Origin of the sequence: Chromobacterium piscinae (assembly GCF_021129175.1) — a bacterium.
In the GTDB taxonomy this organism is placed as follows: Bacteria; Pseudomonadota; Gammaproteobacteria; order Burkholderiales; family Chromobacteriaceae; genus Chromobacterium; species Chromobacterium piscinae.
In genome coordinates, this window is record NZ_JAJOHV010000020.1 from 94,078 (window position 1) to 109,386 (window position 15,309).

A 15,309-nucleotide genomic window follows, 5' to 3' on the forward strand; every position below is an offset into this window, starting at 1 on the left:
AAATGCTTGTCAAATAGATGGGCATTGGATACAATCCGTTTTCTCTATGGCGGGCCTCCCCGCATTGCACGGTAGCGAACCTGGTCAGGTCCGGAAGGAAGCAGCCACAGTTACTTAGTGCAAGTGCCGGGGGTTTGGCTCGCCACCCCTCCCCTTCTATGCACCCTGCTAGGACAATTGCAATTTTGCGACACTTTTGCATCTATGCACAGTTTCGCATGCTGATAACATTGTCCTGCACGATAAGAATCCGCTAACATTAGCAAAGTTGAATTTTCAAATTCATGGAACTTCACTAAATTCCCTGCATCAAAAATATTCCTGTTGAATTTTTTTTGCTATTTTTAGTAGGCAGGGCGAAGTCCTAAAAAAATACTAGAACCATTTGTTTCAGATACGAGAGGAACACTCATGAAACTGTTTGAAAAGATCCCGAATCCCCGGGAAATCCGTCGCAAGCTGGGCCTGAACCAACAAGAGTTCTGGAGCCGCATCGGCGTTACTCAATCCGGCGGCTCCCGCTACGAAAGCGGCCGCAACATGCCGAAACCCGTTCGCGAATTGCTGCGCCTGGTTCATGTCGAGCAGATCGACTTGTCCAAAGTGCGCCGCGAAGATTTCGAGATCGTCGAATATCTGAAGGAAACCCACCCCGATCTGTACAAGAGCCTGCGCAAGGCCGTACGCACCAAGATCGAGGCGCAGGAAGGCGGCGCAGAAGCCGCTGCCAGCTGATTGCCAGCTCTTCGAAAAAGCCAGCCGGGCATGCCGCGGCTGGCTTTTTTCATTCAGACGCCAGGGCGCGCCTCTGGGCTTTTGGGACTGAATGACGAGGCCATCATCATCGCGCGGCTCAGTCGCCGGGGTTGCGCACCAACAGCACCGGCATATCCGCCACTTTCAGCACGCCTTCGGCCACGCTGCCCATCAGCAGGTGCATCAGCCCGCCCAAGCCGTGGGTGCCCATCACGATCAAGTCCGCGCCCCAAACGCTGGCCTCGTCGGACAAGACGGCCGCGATCTTGTCGCCCCAGCTCTCCAGTATCTTGCATTCCGGCACCATGCCCAGCGCTCGGGCGCGGTCTCCCGCCAGCCCCAGCACCTGCTCGCCCGCCTGCTTGATCGATTTTTGCAGCTCGGTAGCATCCAGAAATTCGGTGCCACCCCAGCCAAACTGGGCCAGATCCACCACATGCACCAGCCGCAAGGTTGAGCCGAAGGCCTTGGCCAGCTTGCAGGCCTCGTCCAGCGCCATATTGGACGTGTCGCTGTCGTCCACCGGTACGAATATCCTTTGATACATGACGTTCAGCTCCTCTATGATCTTGGCTTGCGCCACCAGTCTATCAAAATCTCCTCGTCCGCATTTGACACAGCTTAGGCAGTTTTGACATAAAGGCCATATCGTCACTCTCTTCTGCCAGTATACGCCATGGCCAGGATTCGAATCGAAGCACCCCAACAAATCGTCTATGACACCCTTCTGGATGTCAGGGTAGGCGATATCAACTACGCCAATCATCTATCCAATGACGCCCTGCTTCGAATGGCTCAGGAGGTCCGGCTTCGCCTGCTTCGGCACTGGGGCCATGCCGATGAGCTGCATATCGGCGATGTGGGGTTCGTGGTGGCGGATGCGGCCATTTCTTATCTCTCGGAAGCCTTTCATGGGGATGTCCTGCACTTCCTCGTCGGCATCGCCGACATCCACGGCAAGGGGCTGGATTTCATTTATCAAGTGATCGATGACAACAGCGGCAGAGAAGTGGCAAGATTGAAAACGGGCATCGTGTTCTTTGATTACCAAGCGCGCCAAGTCGCCCCCATGCCGGAATCGTTTTCGGCCAAGCTCGGCCAATAAGCAAGAAGGAATCGCGCCATGAGAAACTACTCGCAAAACAGTCCGGAGGCGATTGCCAGACTCCTCGCCGTATTCATGATCGCGGACGGCAATATGGACCCCCGCGAGCTGGAACTGCTTGAAAAACTGCATGTTTACCACCTGATCAACCTGCCGAGAAAACAGTTCGCCCAGGTTCTGCGCGACGTATGCGATGACATTTCCGACGAAGCATCCGACGACGGCTCGATCAAGTTGCTGGAGCGCGAGCGCATCGACAACCTGCTTTCCGACGTGACCGATCGCCGCAAACGCATTCTCACGTGCGTGCTGGCCATGGATATCAGCAAGTCGGACGGCACCATCAGCGACAGCGAAATGGCCCTGCTCAGCCATATGATGAAGAGCTGGGGCATTTCGCTGGAAGACCTGGAAAGAGAATTCGCCAGATGACCGGTGGTTCCAGCCGCCATCTCGGCGGCTCTACGCCTCCCAAACAACCATCCTTGCAATAAATAATGAACACACGCTTTACTGGAACAGAACGCTATATCGCCACCGACGACCTGATGATGGCCGTCAATGCATCCATTACGCTCCAGCGCCCCCTGTTGATCAAGGGCGAGCCGGGCACCGGCAAAACCATGCTGGCCGAAGAAGTCGCGGCCAGTCTGGGCAGGGAGCTGATCGTCTGGCCGATCAAGTCCACCACCAAGGCCCAGCACGGCCTGTACGAATACGACGCCGTGTCGCGGCTGCGCGACTCACAGCTTGGCGGCGACAAGGTGCACGACATCGCCAACTACATCGTCAAGGGCAAGCTGTGGCAGGCATTCGAGGCCGATCAGGCCCCTGTGCTGCTGATCGACGAGATAGACAAAGCCGACATCGAGTTTCCCAACGACCTGCTGCGCGAACTGGACCAGATGGAATTCTTCGTCCACGAAACCCAGCAGTTCGTGCGCGCCCGCCAGCGGCCCATCATCATCATCACGTCCAATAATGAGAAGGAATTGCCGGACGCTTTCCTGCGCCGCTGCTTCTTCCACTACATCCGTTTTCCCGACGCAGAGACGATGCAGAGCATCATCGACGTCCACTTCCCGGACATCCGACAACAGTTGGTAAGCCAGGCTTTGGAAGTGTTCTTCTCGATCCGGGAGCTGCCCGGACTGAAGAAAAAACCCACCACATCCGAATTGCTGGATTGGCTGAAACTGCTGTCAGGCGAAAATATCGGCGCCGAAGAACTTGCAGGGCTGCACGAACGCAATGCGCCGCCGCCGCTGGCCGGTGCGCTGCTGAAGAACGAGCAGGACTTGCAGCTGTTCGAGCGGCTGATGCAGATGGCGCGCCTGCGCCGCAACTGATATGGAAGAGCTGATCCGCCGCTTCATCGACTACTTGGCCGTTGCCGGCCGCAGCCCGCACACGCTCGCCGCCTATCGGGCGGATATCGAGCTGCTGCAGAAAACAATGCAGGCGAAGCCGGTGCGCGAGGCATCTCCGACAGATCTGCGCAAGACGCTGGCCAAACTGCATGCACAGGGGCTGAGCGGCCGCAGCCTGGCCAGGCGGCTATCCTCGTGGCGGCAGTTCTATCACTGGCTACAGCTGAATGGCGGGCGGGAAGACAACCCCGCCACCGGGCTGCGCGCGCCCAAGCGGGAAAAGTTGCTGCCCAAGGCCCTGCCGGTTGACGGCGCCGCGGCGCTGCTGGACAGGATAGATGGCGACGATGGCCTGGATGCCCGCGACCGCGCGATCTTCGAGCTGGTCTACAGCTGCGGACTGCGACTGTCGGAAACGGTGGCGCTGAATTTGGATGATGTGGACTTTTCCGACCAGCTGCTGCGGATACGCGGCAAGGGCGGGAAGGAAAGACTGGCGCCGATCGGCGCCGAGGCCATGGTCCGACTGCGAGCCTGGCTGGGTGAGCGCTCTGCGGCAGAAGAAGAGCCAGCTCTGTTTCTTGGCCGACACGGCCGGCGGCTGGGCGGCCGCCAGATTGAGAAACGCCTGCGCGACTGGGCGATCAAGACTGGCGCCGGCCAGCATGTCCACCCGCACATGCTGCGGCACTCGTTCGCATCCCACCTGCTGCAGTCATCCGGCGATCTGCGCGCGGTGCAGGAGTTGCTAGGCCATGCCAATCTGTCCAGCACCCAGATTTATACGGCGCTGGATTTCCAGCATCTGGCCAAGGTATACGACGGCGCGCATCCGCGCGCGCGCAAGCGCATCAAGTCGGATGAAAGTGGGCAACCTTAAGCATATATGCAAGGAGGACCCGGTCTGACATTGCCCCTTCGGACTGATAAAAAACTCAAGCCTGCGATGCGCAAACCCAAATGCGATTCAGCAACTGCGCCAGCGCCTCCTCCACTGCTTGCTGACGCACCGCCTGGCGATCGCCGATGAAATTCCTGCTCCAAGCCTCAGTCTGTCCGCCCGGGTGCGCGATAGCCAGCCACACCAGGCCAACCGGCTTGTCCGGCGAACCGCCGTCCGGCCCGGCGACGCCTGATACCGCCACCGCCCAATCGGCGTTGGCCAGGGCTTGCGCGCCGGCGGCCATTTCCCTGACCACCCGCTCGCTGACCGCGCCGTGATCCATCAGCGACGAGGCCTGCACTTTCAACAACTGCTGCTTGGCCTGGTTGCCATAACTGACCACGCCATGGCTGAACCAGCCGGAACTGCCTGGAACATCGGTGATAGCGGCCGCAATCATGCCGCCGGTGCAGGATTCTGCGGTGGAGACACTCTCGCCCCGCGCCAGCAAGGCGGCGCCGAGATCGGCAGCCAATTGTCTGCTATTTGCCATGGCGTTCCCTGTAGTGTCGGATCAGGCCGTTGGTGGAACTGTCGTGCCCCAGCGCCCTGGTATCGCCGGACAGCTCCGGCAGAATGCGCCGAGCCAGCTGTTTGCCGTACTCGACGCCCCATTGATCGAAGGAGTTGATGCCCCAGATCACCCCTTGCACAAATACTTTATGTTCGTATAGCGCCATCAACATGCCCATGCTGTACGGCGTGACCCTATCCAGCGCCAGCGTGTTGGACGGCTGATTGCCGGGAAAAAGCTTTTGCGGCAGCAGCATGTCCAATTGCTCGCCAGACAAGTGCCCCAACTCCTGCATCACCTCGGCCTCATTCTTGCCGCGCATCAGCGCTTCGGTCTGAGCCAGACAGTTGGCCACCAGCACGTCATGCTGATTGCCCAGCGGGTAATGGCTGTTCAGCGGCAGGATGAAGTCGCAGGGCACCAGCCGGGTACCCTGATGAAGCAGCTGGAAGAACGCGTGCTGACTGTTGGCGCCCTCCTCGCCCCAGATCACCGGGCCGGTGTCGAAATCCAAAGCCTCGCCCAGGCGGCCCACCCGCTTGCCGTTGGATTCCATGTCCAATTGCTGGATATGGGCCGGCAAGCGGCGCAGGCCATGATCATAGGGCATGATGGCATGAGTATGCGCCCTATAGAAGGTGTTGTACCAGATGCCGATCAGCGCCAGCAGCACCGGCATATTGGCCTCGAACGGCGATTCGAAGAAATGCTTGTCCATTGCGTGGCCGCCGTCCAGAAAGGCGCGGAAACCGTCATAACCGATGGATAGCATCACCGGCAAGCCGATCGCCGACCAGACCGAGTAGCGGCCGCCGACCCAGTCCCAGAAGCCGAACATGTGCTGCGGATCAATGCCGAAGGCCCGCACCGCCGGCTCATTGGTGGAGACCGCGACGAAGTGCCTGGCGATATCCTCTTCAGCGCCCGCCTGCAGAAACCAGGCGCGGGCGGCCTGGGCGTTCAATAGGGTTTCCGGTGTCGTGAAAGACTTGGAGGCGATGATGAACAGCGTGGAGGCCGGATCCAGCTCTCGCAACGTTCGCGCCAGATGCTGGCCGTCGACGTTGGACACGAAGTGCACCTTAAGCTCCGGATGGGCGTATGCGGCCAGCGCGTCCGCCGCCACCAGCGGTCCCAGATCCGAACCGCCGATGCCGAGATTGACCACATTGCGAATCCGCTGGCCAGCGAACCCTAGCCAGCGGCCGTCCCTTACCTGTTCGCTGAAGTCCTTGAGCCTAGCCAATACCTGATGCACATCGGCCGCCACATCGCGCCCATCCAGGCTCAGCGTCTCGCCGGCGGGCAAACGCAAGGCGGTATGCAAAACCGAGCGGTCTTCGCTGACGTTGATGCGCTCGCCGCGGCGCATCCGATCCATCCAGGTCCGTAGATCCGCCTTGTTCGCCAGTTCGAAAAGCAACTCTAGCGTGCGTTCCGTGATGCGGTTTTTCGAATAATCCAGCAGCAAGCCATCCAGCTCTAGCGAAAAACGCTGGAACCGCTGCGGGTCCAGTTCGAACAGCTCGCGCATGTGCATGTGGCGCGTCGCGCGCTGGTGCTGATGCAGCCTGGCCCAGACCTGGGTGGAGTTGATGTCGATGTGGCGATGTGCGGCCATGTTTCCTGCCAATGGAATACAAGGTGAATGTGAAAAAGCCGGCCCATTGGAGCCGGCCCGTCGCGGCGGCGCTTATACCTTGAGGAAGTGCTCGCGGTAATAGCGCATTTCCTCGATCGACTCCAGGATGTCGGCCAGCGCTTCATGCTTTCCGCGCTTGACCACTCCCTTGGCTATTTCCGGACGCCAGCGCTTGCACAGCTCCTTCAGAGTGGAGACGTCCAGATTGCGGTAATGGAAGTAAGCCTCCAGCCGCGGCATCCAGCGCGCCATGAAGCGGCGATCCTGATGGATAGTGTTGCCGCACATCGGCGTCACGCGCTCCGGGATATATTGCGCCATGAAATCCAGCAATACCTGCTCGGCCTCAGCCTCGTTGACCGTGGAGTTCTTCACTTTCTCGATCAAGCCGCTCTTGCCGTGGGTATTCTTGTTCCAGTCATCCATGCCGTCCAGGATGGCGTCAGGCTGGTGAATCACCAGCACCGGCGACTCCGCCAGAACATTCAGATTGCTGTCGGTTACGATCATCGCCACTTCGATGATGCGGTCCTGATCCGGATTCAGGCCCGTCATCTCCATGTCGAGCCAGATGAGGTTATTGGTATCTTGTGCCATACTAGCCAATCTTTAGAAAACCCTGCCATTTTCCTTCATTGCCGCGCCGTCGGCAAACCCCATACGGACATCCATGACCGACGCCTTTTCCCTGCTGTTCGCTGCCGCGCTGACGCTGACCCTCTGCCTGAAACTGTGGCTGGGCTGGCGCCACATCCGCCATGTATCGCGCCACCGCATCCAGGTCCCGGCAGCCTTCCGCGACAGCATCACCCTGGAACAGCACCGCCACGCCGCCGACTATACCGTCGCCAAGACCCGGCTCAGCCTGTTGTCCGCCTGGGTGGATACCGCGCTGATCGCGGCCTTCACTTTCGGCGGCGGACTGCAATGGCTCGCCGTCCACAGTATGCAATGGTTCGCCAATCCGCTATCGTCAGGCATGGCGCTGATCGTAGCCGTCGCCGTGATCAGCAGCCTGGTCTCGCTGCCTTTCAGCCTGTACGGCACCTTCGGGATCGAAAGCCGGTATGGCTTCAACAAGACCACATTCGCGCTGTTCATGGCCGATATGGTCAAAGGGACCCTGATCGGCGCCGCGATCGGCCTGCCGCTGCTGGCGCTGGTGCTATGGTTGATGGAGATTTCCGGCCCCTTATGGTGGCTGTGGGTATGGCTGGTCTGGTCCGGCTTCCAGCTTCTGATGGTGGCGCTTTATCCGACGCTGATCGCGCCGCTGTTCAACAAATTCAAGCCGCTTGAAGACGAAGCCCTCAAAGCCCGGATCGAGGCGCTGCTTCAACGCGCCGGCTTCAAGAGCCAAGGCGTGTTCATGATGGACGGCTCGCGCCGCTCCAGCCACGGCAACGCCTATTTCACCGGTTTCGGCGCAGCCAAGCGCATCGTATTCTTCGATACCTTGCTGTCCCAGCTCAGCCACGCCGAAATCGAAGCCGTGCTGGCGCATGAGCTGGGCCATTTCAAACGCCGCCACATCGCCAAGCGCATCGCCATGGCGTTCGCGCTGTCGCTGGCCTTGCTGTGGCTGCTGGGCCAGCTGCTGCACGCGCCCTGGTTCTATGCCGGCCTCGGCGTCGCCGCGCCCAGCACCGCGATGGCCCTGATCCTGTTCTTCACCGCCACGCCGGCCTTCACCTTCCCGCTAACGCCGCTGTCCAGCCGGATGTCGCGCGTGCACGAATACGAGGCCGACGATTTCGCGTCCGAACAAACCCGGGCGGAAGATCTGGTCAGCGCGCTGGTCAAACTGTACCGCGACAACGCGTCCACGCTGACGCCGGATCCCGTCCATTCCGCCTTCTACGATTCGCACCCGCCCGCGGCGCTGCGCATTCAACATCTGAAAGGAAATCAGGCATGAACCTGCTGGAGCTCTCCTGCACCCCGCAACACGGCCAAAGCCCGCTGGCCGACAATACCGTCAAGCAGTTGCTATCCACGCTGCCGGACTGGGAAATCGACGGCATCGAGCTGCGCAAGACCTACCGCTTCGCCAACTACCATGAAACCATGGCCTTCGTGAATGCCCTGGCCTGGATCGCCAATCAGGAAGACCATCATCCGGACATGTCGGTCCATTACAATCGCGCGGTGGTGAATTTCAGCACCCACGACGCCGGCGGCCTGACCCTCAACGACTTCATCTGCGCGGCCAAGGCCGAAGCCCTGTTCCGCCGCCCATGACAGCCAGCACCGGACAAATCATACGCAGCCACGGCCGGCGCTTCATCGTGGAAGCGGATGGCCAGACTTTCGATTGCACCACCCGCGGCAAGCGCGTCGACTATGCCTGCGGCGACATCGTCGACATCCTGATCCAGAACCGCGAACAGGCGGTGATTGAGCGCGCGCATGAGCGCCGCAGCCTGCTCTATCGCCAGGACGACTGGAAAGCCAAGAAGATCGCGGCCAACGTCACGCGCATCTTATTTGTGATCGCCGCCGTGCCCACGCCCAATGAGGAATTACTGGGACGCTGCCTGATCGCCGCGGAAGCCGGCGACATCGATCCGGTCATCGTGGTCAACAAGAGCGACCTGCCGGAAACCACGGCGCTTCTGGGAAAATTGCAACTCTATGTGAATCTGGGTTACAAACTGGTCACATTATCGGCCAAGCAGGACTTCTCTCCGCTGAAACCCTTGCTCAGCGGGCATACCAGCGTGTTGGTAGGCCAGTCCGGCATGGGCAAATCCACGCTGACCAATGCGCTGCTCCCCGAGGCCAATGCCCGCATCGGCGATATCTCGGAAGCGCTGGATTCCGGCCGGCACACCACTACCCACGCCACGCTATACCATCTCGATGAAAACAGTCATCTGATCGACTCTCCGGGCCTGCAGGAATTTGGCTTAAAACATCTAAAATCCCCAGATTTAATTCACTATTTTCCCGAAATGCGCAGGTATATTGGCCAGTGTCGGTTCCATAACTGTTCGCATTGCGTCGAGCCCAATTGTGCAATCATTACAGCTGCAGAACAGGGCGCAATTTCTAAGCATAGACTGGATTTGCTGCAAAGACTCAGCCGAGAGCTAGGCTAAAGTATTGTAAATAAAGTAGCACATGCTATTTATTTACTTTTTATGGTGTCCTGCATATTCTGTAACAAAAGGAAGTAAAGATAATTCAAGCATAGATTCCAAACCCGATAGAGGAGCCAGCATCATGACGAAAAGGATTGCATTAGTCACCGGAGGCATGGGCGGCATCGGAACCGCCATCTGCAAGGCTCTGGCCGAAGCGGGATATGCCGTGGTGACCACCTACAGCAAACCGGGCCGGGAGTCCGCCTGGCATGCCGACATGAAAGGGCTGGGTTTCAGCGACATCCACAGCTATCAATGCGACGTCACCGACTTCGCCGCCTGCCAAGAATTGATCGCGCGCATATCCAAAGATGTTGGCCAGATCGGCATTCTGGTCAACAACGCCGGCATCACCCGGGACGCCAGCTTCAAGAAGCAGAGCAAGGATGACTGGGACGCGGTGATCCGAACCAATCTGGATTCGGTGTTCAACATGACCAAACCGGTGCTGGACAATATGCTGGAGACCGGCTTCGGCCGCATCATCAACATCTCGTCCATCAACGGCCAGAAGGGGCAGTTCGGCCAGACCAACTACTCCGCGGCCAAGGCCGGCATGCACGGCTTCACGATGGCGCTAGCCCAGGAAGTGGCCAAAAAAGGCGTGACCGTCAACACTATCTCTCCAGGCTACATCGCCACCGAGATGGTGATGGCGGTGCCTGAAGACGTGCGCAACAAGATCGTGGCCCAGATCCCGGTAGGCCGCCTTGGCCGTCCGGAAGAAATCGCCGCGCTGGTCACCTTCCTCTGCTCCGACAACGCCGGCTTCATCACCGGCAGCAATATCGCAATGAATGGCGGCCAGCACATGATGTAAGCCCGCCATGGCTCCGCAATACTGTTCGCGCCGCCCTTTCGGGCGGCGTTTTCTTTTCACGCCCGGCATGGTGTATGCTGTCCGACCCGCACTTACTCCCAAACTCTCAATACCCGCCATGGCAGAAAACCTCATCATTGAAGGCGACAGCAAGGAAGAAAAATACCAGACCCTGCTGCCGCAAGCTCATGCGCTGATCATCGGCGAAACCGACGTTGTCGCCGCGCTGGCCAACCTGTCCGCCGCGCTGGCTTCGACATTCGGCTGGCTGTGGACCGGTTTCTATCTGGTCAAGGGCGAACAGCTGGTTCTGGGGCCGTTCCAAGGGCCGATCGCCTGCACCCGCATACCCCATGGCCGCGGCGTCTGCGGCAGCGCCTGGGCGCAGAATCGCACGCTGCTGGTGGATGATGTCGACGCCTTTCCCGGGCACATCGCCTGCTCCTCGAGCGCCCGTGCCGAAGTGGTGGTGCCCATCCGCAACGCTGCAGGCATCGTCGTGGCGGTGCTGGATGTCGATTCCGACCAGCTGGGCAGTTTCGACCAGACCGACGCGCGCTATCTGGAACGCATCGTCGAGCCGCTGGCCGAGCTGTTCGGCCAAGCCGGCTGAGCTTGGCTGGATTCAAAAAACAAGCCCGGAGTTCCGGGCTTGTTTTCATATTCGGCTGATCACTTCTGAATAGAGAGCAACTCCACTTCAAAATACAGCGGCGTGTTCGGCGGAATCACGCCCGGCACGCCGCGGCTGCCGTAGGCGGTATTCGCCGGGCAAGTCAGCTTGGCCTTGCTGCCGACCGTCAGCGCGCTGACGCCCTGAGTCCAGCAGGGAATCACGCGGTTCAGAGGGAAGCTGATCGGTCCGCCATTCTTATAGGAGCTATCAAACTCCTTGCCGTCTTTGAATGTGCCGCGATAGTTCACCTTGACGGTGTCGCTGGTCGAAGGCTTGGCGCCTTTTCCGAGTACCAATACGTCGACCTTCACACCAGAAGGCAAGGTTTGCGAAGCCGGCTCGGCCATTGCCGCCGCCGCGCATATGGACAAAACCAGTGCAGGAATCATTCGATAAGGAAACATAGGCTCTTTCATCGTAAATACGCGGGACACCGGCAGCGCCGAGTCCTCACTTATGCATCAGGGAAAGGAATTCCTTGCGCAGATCCGGGTTGGTTAGGAAGGCGCCGCGCATCACGCTATTGGTCATCTTGCTGTTGCTGTCCTTCACGCCGCGCCAATGCATGCAGAAGTGATCAGCCTCCATCACGATGGCCAAGCCATCGGGGTGCAGTTTCTTCATCAACAGTTCGGCGATCTGCGAAACCGCCTCTTCCTGGATCTGCGGTCTGGTCATGATCCAATCGATCAGGCGAACATATTTGGATAAGCCGATCAGATTCGAATGCTCATTGGGCAGCACGCCCACCCAGACTCTGCCGATGATGGGGCACAGATGGTGCGAGCAGGCGCTGCGCACCGTGATCGGGCCGATGATCATCAATTCGTTCAGATGCTCGACATTCGGAAACTCGGTGCTGGCCGGCATGGAAACGTAACGTCCGCGGAATACCTCGCGCACGAACATCTTCGCCACTCGCTTGGCGGTGTCCTGGGTATTGTGATCATTCGCGGTATCGATCACCAGGCTTTCCAGCACGCCTCTCAACTTGGCCTGCACCTCTTCCTGCAACTCGTCCAGCTCGCCCTCCTCGATAAAGGCCGAAATATTGTCGTTGGCGTGGAAGCGCGCTCCCGCCTTTTGCAGACGATAGCGGATACGCTGCGACACGGCTTCCCGCTGGCCCTGCTTGTCGGTTTTGCTCATTGTTGATTACTTGTTCGCAAGAAAATGGAAATCATTCCGAAATATACAGCAACTTGCACAATCCCTGGCCGGACGAGCCGGAAATAAACCAGTCCCGCACGGGCCAGCCGGCCCTCGCGCAATGGCCGCCCAGAAAGGGAATGGCATCGTGAGAAAAAGATATCAATGCTATATAAATGGCCGCCCGACATCAACACCCGAGTCCAACCCTTTTCCACGAGAAGCGCCAAATGACAAAAGGCAGCCGAACCAGAAAGCTCGACTGCCCATTTGCAAAGCTCGAAAGCGGGGACGCGCATCATCCCGCCATCAAACACTCCTCCCGCCGCGGCAGGGCGATCTTGTTATCCTTGCTGTGCTGATAATCGAGGAACACATGCTCGGCGCTCAACAACTGATAACTGCCATCGCTGCGAAGATTGGTCGTGTCCTTCAGGCGATACGCGTAGTGGCCGCAGGTCCAGCAATCGAAATTGCGCATATGGGTGCACAGACAGGTTTTTTCCCAAACCGGCACGCGCCGCTGGCCCGGATTTTCCGCATGCGCCTTGTGATACGCGTCGATGTAGGAGCAGCCACCCTTGGCATCCAGCAGATAACCATAGGCTTCGCAATTCGGGCGGATGCTGTCGCCGATCGCCGGGCAATGCTTGATCATCCGCATCGGATAGCCGGTCGGCGATAGCTGGTTGACCTCGATATCCTCTTCGCTTGACTTGAAATATTCCTGCTGCACCTTCTCCGGCAATCCGCACTCGCGCGCCACAGTGAAGCGGGTGGCCACCTGCACCGCGCCAGCGCCCGCCTCCAGGAAGCCCGCAGCATCGCTGCCGGTGAAAATGCCGCCGGCCGGAATCAGCGGAATGTCCAATTGCTCGGCCCGCAGCCAATCGCGAATCTCGGTAAAAATGCTGGTCAGGTCGTACTGGGCCCAGTCCATGCCGAAGCCCAGATGGCCGCCGGCCAACGGACCTTCCACCACGACGTAATCCGGCATGCGTCCACAGCGGCTGTTTTTCTTCAGGAACAGCTGCAACGCGCGCAGCGAGGAAACGATGATGCCGAGCTTGACGTCACGGAAGCGCGGGTGGTCTTCGATCAGGGAAAAGGAGCCCAGATGCAGGCCCGCCGCCAGCGTGATGCCGTCGATGCCGGCATCCAGCGCCGCGCGCATCCGCACCCGCAGGGTTTCCTTGGGCGCGTTCATCGTCAGCTTTTCCATGCAATTGATGAACACCAGGCCGCTGCCCTGCTTTTGCTGCATGGTATTGCCCACATGCAGACGGGTGGCCTCTTCCAGCATGCCGAGATCAAAGCGAACAACCGATTTGTCCGGATTCTCGACATTGAATTTATACTGGGCCAGTTTGTTCTTGACGAACTTGGTATTGAAGCGGCGGTCCGTCACGGTGGGCACCATCGCGTCGGAAATATGGCCGACGCCGCCTAGTCGCGCAGCCTCCAGCGCCAGCTGGGCGGTGGAAATGTCAACGCCCATGCCTCCAATGACGATTGGCACCAATTCGTGTTTGCCCAACTGCAGGCGAAAATCATCAACACACTTCATCGTGACGGGTCTCTCCATAGAACTGGGCAAATTATCACCCGTGAAACGATGGAAATCCACATTTTTAGAGTTTTTGCTCATGACTGAGCAAGGCACTCCCATCTATCGCCCCAGCACCTCCGCTACACGCTGCCGCAGTGCAGGCAACAATTCGGTCTCGAACCATCGATTGCGCGCCAGCCACATCTGATTGCGCGGACTGGGGTGCGGCAATGGAATCACGCGTGGATAATACTCGCGCCAAGCCGCAACCGTCTCGGTCAGCGTGCGCTTGCGCGAAGGCAAATGATAAGCCTGCGCGTAGCTGCCCACCGCCAGCACTAACTCCACTCGTTCAAGCAGCGGCAGCAGGCGCGGATGCCAGAGCCGGCTGCATTCCGGGCGCGGAGACAAGTCGCCATTACGCCCTGTCCCGGGATAACAGAACCCCATAGGCACGATGGCGAAGCATTCCGGATCATAAAACACATCCGCCTCCACCCCCAGCCACTCCCTCAAACGCTTGCCGCTGGCGTCATCCCAGGGGATGCCGCTCTCGTGCACCTTGCGGCCCGGAGCCTGGCCGGCCAACAGGATGCGGGAGCCTTCGGCGGCCCGCAACACCGGCCGGGGGCCGCACGGCAAAGACGCTTCGCACCCCCGGCAAGCGGCGATCTCAGCCAGCAAACCTCCCAACGCGCTCACGCCGCGGTGTCCGCCAACAACTCGCGCCACGCCGCGACTTCATCATCCGACCACGCCGCGCAGTCCAGCATCAAGCCGCATGCGCCTGCAATCAACGCCGCGCGGGCCAGCGACAAGGCCGTAGCCAGGCCGCCGGCCTGCGGAACTGAGACAATCAGCGGCAGATGGGTCCGCCGGCGCATGCTGGCCAACACACCGACATCCAGGCTGACCGATTGGCCGTCGCCGCCGCATTCGCACAGCACGATCTGGTGATTGCCGCCGAGCGCGACATGCTCGGCCGCGGTCAGCCACTCATCCAGCGTCTGGCGATTGTCCCGCTGCAAGATGACAGCTTTATTGATGCGGCCGACTTCCCGCAGCAACTCGATATTGCTCAGCGATGGCGGCGGCAGCAGCAAGGCGGCAGTTTGCAGCTCCAGATGCGCGTCCAGCAGGCGCACATCGCGCAGCTCGGCCACGGCGCCAAGCCCGGACTCGCCCGCCACGTCGCAGAGCCGCTCCAGATCGGCCACGCCCAAGGCCTGATAATGGTAAGGGCTGGCGTGGCTGCGCCCGCCGCCCGCATACAGCAGGCTTCCACCGGCGAGCGCCACCTTGCTCGCTGCTGCGCGCAGCGCGCCTTCGCTCCAATCCTGCGCGCTGCCGCCCAGCCAGGCCGCGCCGCTCGCGCCGAATGCCGCTCTTCCCACTCTCACCCGCGAATCCGCCGGCTGGGCCTCCCGCGACACGATGCGGTAGTCGCCGACGACTCTGAGCGCGCGCTCGACGCCGGCCATCGCCTCGAACGCGCCGGCTTCCAGCCCGCGCTCCTCGCCCACCGCGCCGATCACCGTGCGCTCCATGCCTCGGGATACATGCGCGGCCAAGCCGGCGCTTTCAATCCGGGCCACCACGTTCCGTACTTCGGCCTCGCTCGCGCGGGCGCTCATCACGA

At 59.9% G+C, this 15,309-nt stretch carries 19 protein-coding genes and 1 other RNA gene; 11 read left to right on the top strand and 9 right to left on the bottom strand.

All coding sequences use genetic code 11. The features are described 5' to 3' along the window. Window positions 1-48 precede the first annotated feature (48 nt). Together ffs and LQR33_RS06500 are read left to right on the top strand one after the other, a co-directional pair. Window positions 49-147, top strand: an RNA gene (gene ffs, locus LQR33_RS06495) — signal recognition particle sRNA small type. Window positions 148-411: 264 nt separating this feature from the next. Beyond that, window positions 412-735: a helix-turn-helix domain-containing protein gene (locus LQR33_RS06500; protein ID WP_021476219.1), complete on the top strand. Its 324-nt coding sequence runs from the start codon at window positions 412-414 to the stop codon at window positions 733-735. 118 nt (window positions 736-853) lie between these two features. Here LQR33_RS06500 and LQR33_RS06505 read toward each other — a convergent pair whose 3' ends face one another. Further along, on the bottom strand, window positions 854-1,303 hold the full coding sequence (locus LQR33_RS06505) for a universal stress protein (RefSeq protein ID WP_166439150.1): 450 nt from the start codon (window positions 1,301-1,303) through the stop codon (window positions 854-856). A gap of 129 nt (window positions 1,304-1,432) precedes the next feature. Here LQR33_RS06505 and LQR33_RS06510 point away from each other — a divergent pair, with 129 nt between their 5' ends. The 4 genes from LQR33_RS06510 (at window position 1,433) to xerC (ending at window position 4,111) form a co-directional block, all read left to right on the top strand. Then, on the top strand, window positions 1,433-1,861 hold the full coding sequence (locus LQR33_RS06510) for an acyl-CoA thioesterase (RefSeq protein ID WP_231468032.1): 429 nt from the start codon (window positions 1,433-1,435) through the stop codon (window positions 1,859-1,861). A gap of 18 nt (window positions 1,862-1,879) precedes the next feature. Then, complete coding sequence (locus LQR33_RS06515) at window positions 1,880-2,293, top strand: TerB family tellurite resistance protein (RefSeq protein WP_231468033.1); 414 nt, start codon at window positions 1,880-1,882, stop codon at window positions 2,291-2,293. Window positions 2,294-2,358: 65 nt separating this feature from the next. Beyond that, on the top strand, window positions 2,359-3,210 hold the full coding sequence (locus LQR33_RS06520) for an AAA family ATPase (RefSeq protein WP_166439153.1): 852 nt from the start codon (window positions 2,359-2,361) through the stop codon (window positions 3,208-3,210). 1 nt (window position 3,211) lies between these two features. Beyond that, window positions 3,212-4,111 carry a tyrosine recombinase XerC gene (gene xerC / locus LQR33_RS06525; RefSeq protein WP_231468034.1) on the top strand — a complete coding sequence of 300 codons (900 nt, stop codon included), beginning with the start codon at window positions 3,212-3,214 and terminating at the stop codon, window positions 4,109-4,111. Between the two features lie 55 nt (window positions 4,112-4,166). Here xerC and LQR33_RS06530 read toward each other — a convergent pair whose 3' ends face one another. From LQR33_RS06530 to orn, 3 genes are all read right to left on the bottom strand, one after another. After that, window positions 4,167-4,667, bottom strand: a complete 501-nt coding sequence (locus tag LQR33_RS06530) for a CinA family protein (protein ID WP_166439155.1) — start codon at window positions 4,665-4,667, stop codon at window positions 4,167-4,169. Further along, window positions 4,657-6,309 (bottom strand): glucose-6-phosphate isomerase, encoded by a 1,653-nt coding sequence (gene pgi, locus LQR33_RS06535; protein ID WP_166439156.1) that lies wholly within the window; start codon window positions 6,307-6,309, stop codon window positions 4,657-4,659. Before pgi ends, LQR33_RS06530 begins: the two co-directional genes overlap by 11 nt. Before the next feature lie 72 nt (window positions 6,310-6,381). Next, entirely contained in the window at window positions 6,382-6,927 is a 546-nt protein-coding gene (orn, locus tag LQR33_RS06540; protein WP_166439157.1) for an oligoribonuclease, read from the bottom strand. Window positions 6,928-7,000: 73 nt separating this feature from the next. Here orn and LQR33_RS06545 point away from each other — a divergent pair, with 73 nt between their 5' ends. The 5 genes from LQR33_RS06545 (at window position 7,001) to LQR33_RS06565 (ending at window position 10,909) form a co-directional block, all read left to right on the top strand. Beyond that, window positions 7,001-8,248 (top strand): M48 family metallopeptidase, encoded by a 1,248-nt coding sequence (locus LQR33_RS06545; protein ID WP_231468036.1) that lies wholly within the window; start codon window positions 7,001-7,003, stop codon window positions 8,246-8,248. Beyond that, window positions 8,245-8,571, top strand: coding sequence for a 4a-hydroxytetrahydrobiopterin dehydratase (locus tag LQR33_RS06550; protein WP_166439159.1), 327 nt, complete (start codon window positions 8,245-8,247; stop codon window positions 8,569-8,571). Before LQR33_RS06545 ends, LQR33_RS06550 begins: the two co-directional genes overlap by 4 nt. After that, on the top strand, window positions 8,568-9,431 hold the full coding sequence (rsgA, locus tag LQR33_RS06555) for a ribosome small subunit-dependent GTPase A (RefSeq protein ID WP_166439160.1): 864 nt from the start codon (window positions 8,568-8,570) through the stop codon (window positions 9,429-9,431). Before LQR33_RS06550 ends, rsgA begins: the two co-directional genes overlap by 4 nt. Before the next feature lie 124 nt (window positions 9,432-9,555). Beyond that, a complete protein-coding gene (phbB, locus tag LQR33_RS06560) occupies window positions 9,556-10,296 on the top strand; it encodes an acetoacetyl-CoA reductase (protein WP_166439161.1) in 741 nt (246 codons plus the stop codon). 118 nt (window positions 10,297-10,414) lie between these two features. Further along, complete coding sequence (locus LQR33_RS06565) at window positions 10,415-10,909, top strand: GAF domain-containing protein (protein ID WP_231468038.1); 495 nt, start codon at window positions 10,415-10,417, stop codon at window positions 10,907-10,909. A 59-nt stretch (window positions 10,910-10,968) separates the two neighbouring features. Here the strand turns inward: LQR33_RS06565 and LQR33_RS06570 are convergent, their stop codons facing one another. From LQR33_RS06570 to LQR33_RS06590, 5 genes are all read right to left on the bottom strand, one after another. Then, on the bottom strand, window positions 10,969-11,388 hold the full coding sequence (locus tag LQR33_RS06570) for an FKBP-type peptidyl-prolyl cis-trans isomerase (protein WP_231468040.1): 420 nt from the start codon (window positions 11,386-11,388) through the stop codon (window positions 10,969-10,971). Between the two features lie 34 nt (window positions 11,389-11,422). Next, window positions 11,423-12,121, bottom strand: coding sequence for a GTP cyclohydrolase I (gene folE / locus LQR33_RS06575; RefSeq protein WP_166439164.1), 699 nt, complete (start codon window positions 12,119-12,121; stop codon window positions 11,423-11,425). A 298-nt stretch (window positions 12,122-12,419) separates the two neighbouring features. Beyond that, complete coding sequence (locus tag LQR33_RS06580) at window positions 12,420-13,619, bottom strand: nitronate monooxygenase (protein WP_231468042.1); 1,200 nt, start codon at window positions 13,617-13,619, stop codon at window positions 12,420-12,422. Window positions 13,620-13,790: 171 nt separating this feature from the next. Next, window positions 13,791-14,372, bottom strand: coding sequence for a uracil-DNA glycosylase family protein (locus LQR33_RS06585; RefSeq protein ID WP_231468044.1), 582 nt, complete (start codon window positions 14,370-14,372; stop codon window positions 13,791-13,793). Then, window positions 14,369-15,304 (bottom strand): 3-deoxy-7-phosphoheptulonate synthase, encoded by a 936-nt coding sequence (locus LQR33_RS06590; protein WP_221667143.1) that lies wholly within the window; start codon window positions 15,302-15,304, stop codon window positions 14,369-14,371. Before LQR33_RS06590 ends, LQR33_RS06585 begins: the two co-directional genes overlap by 4 nt. Between the last annotated feature and the right edge of the window lie 5 nt (window positions 15,305-15,309).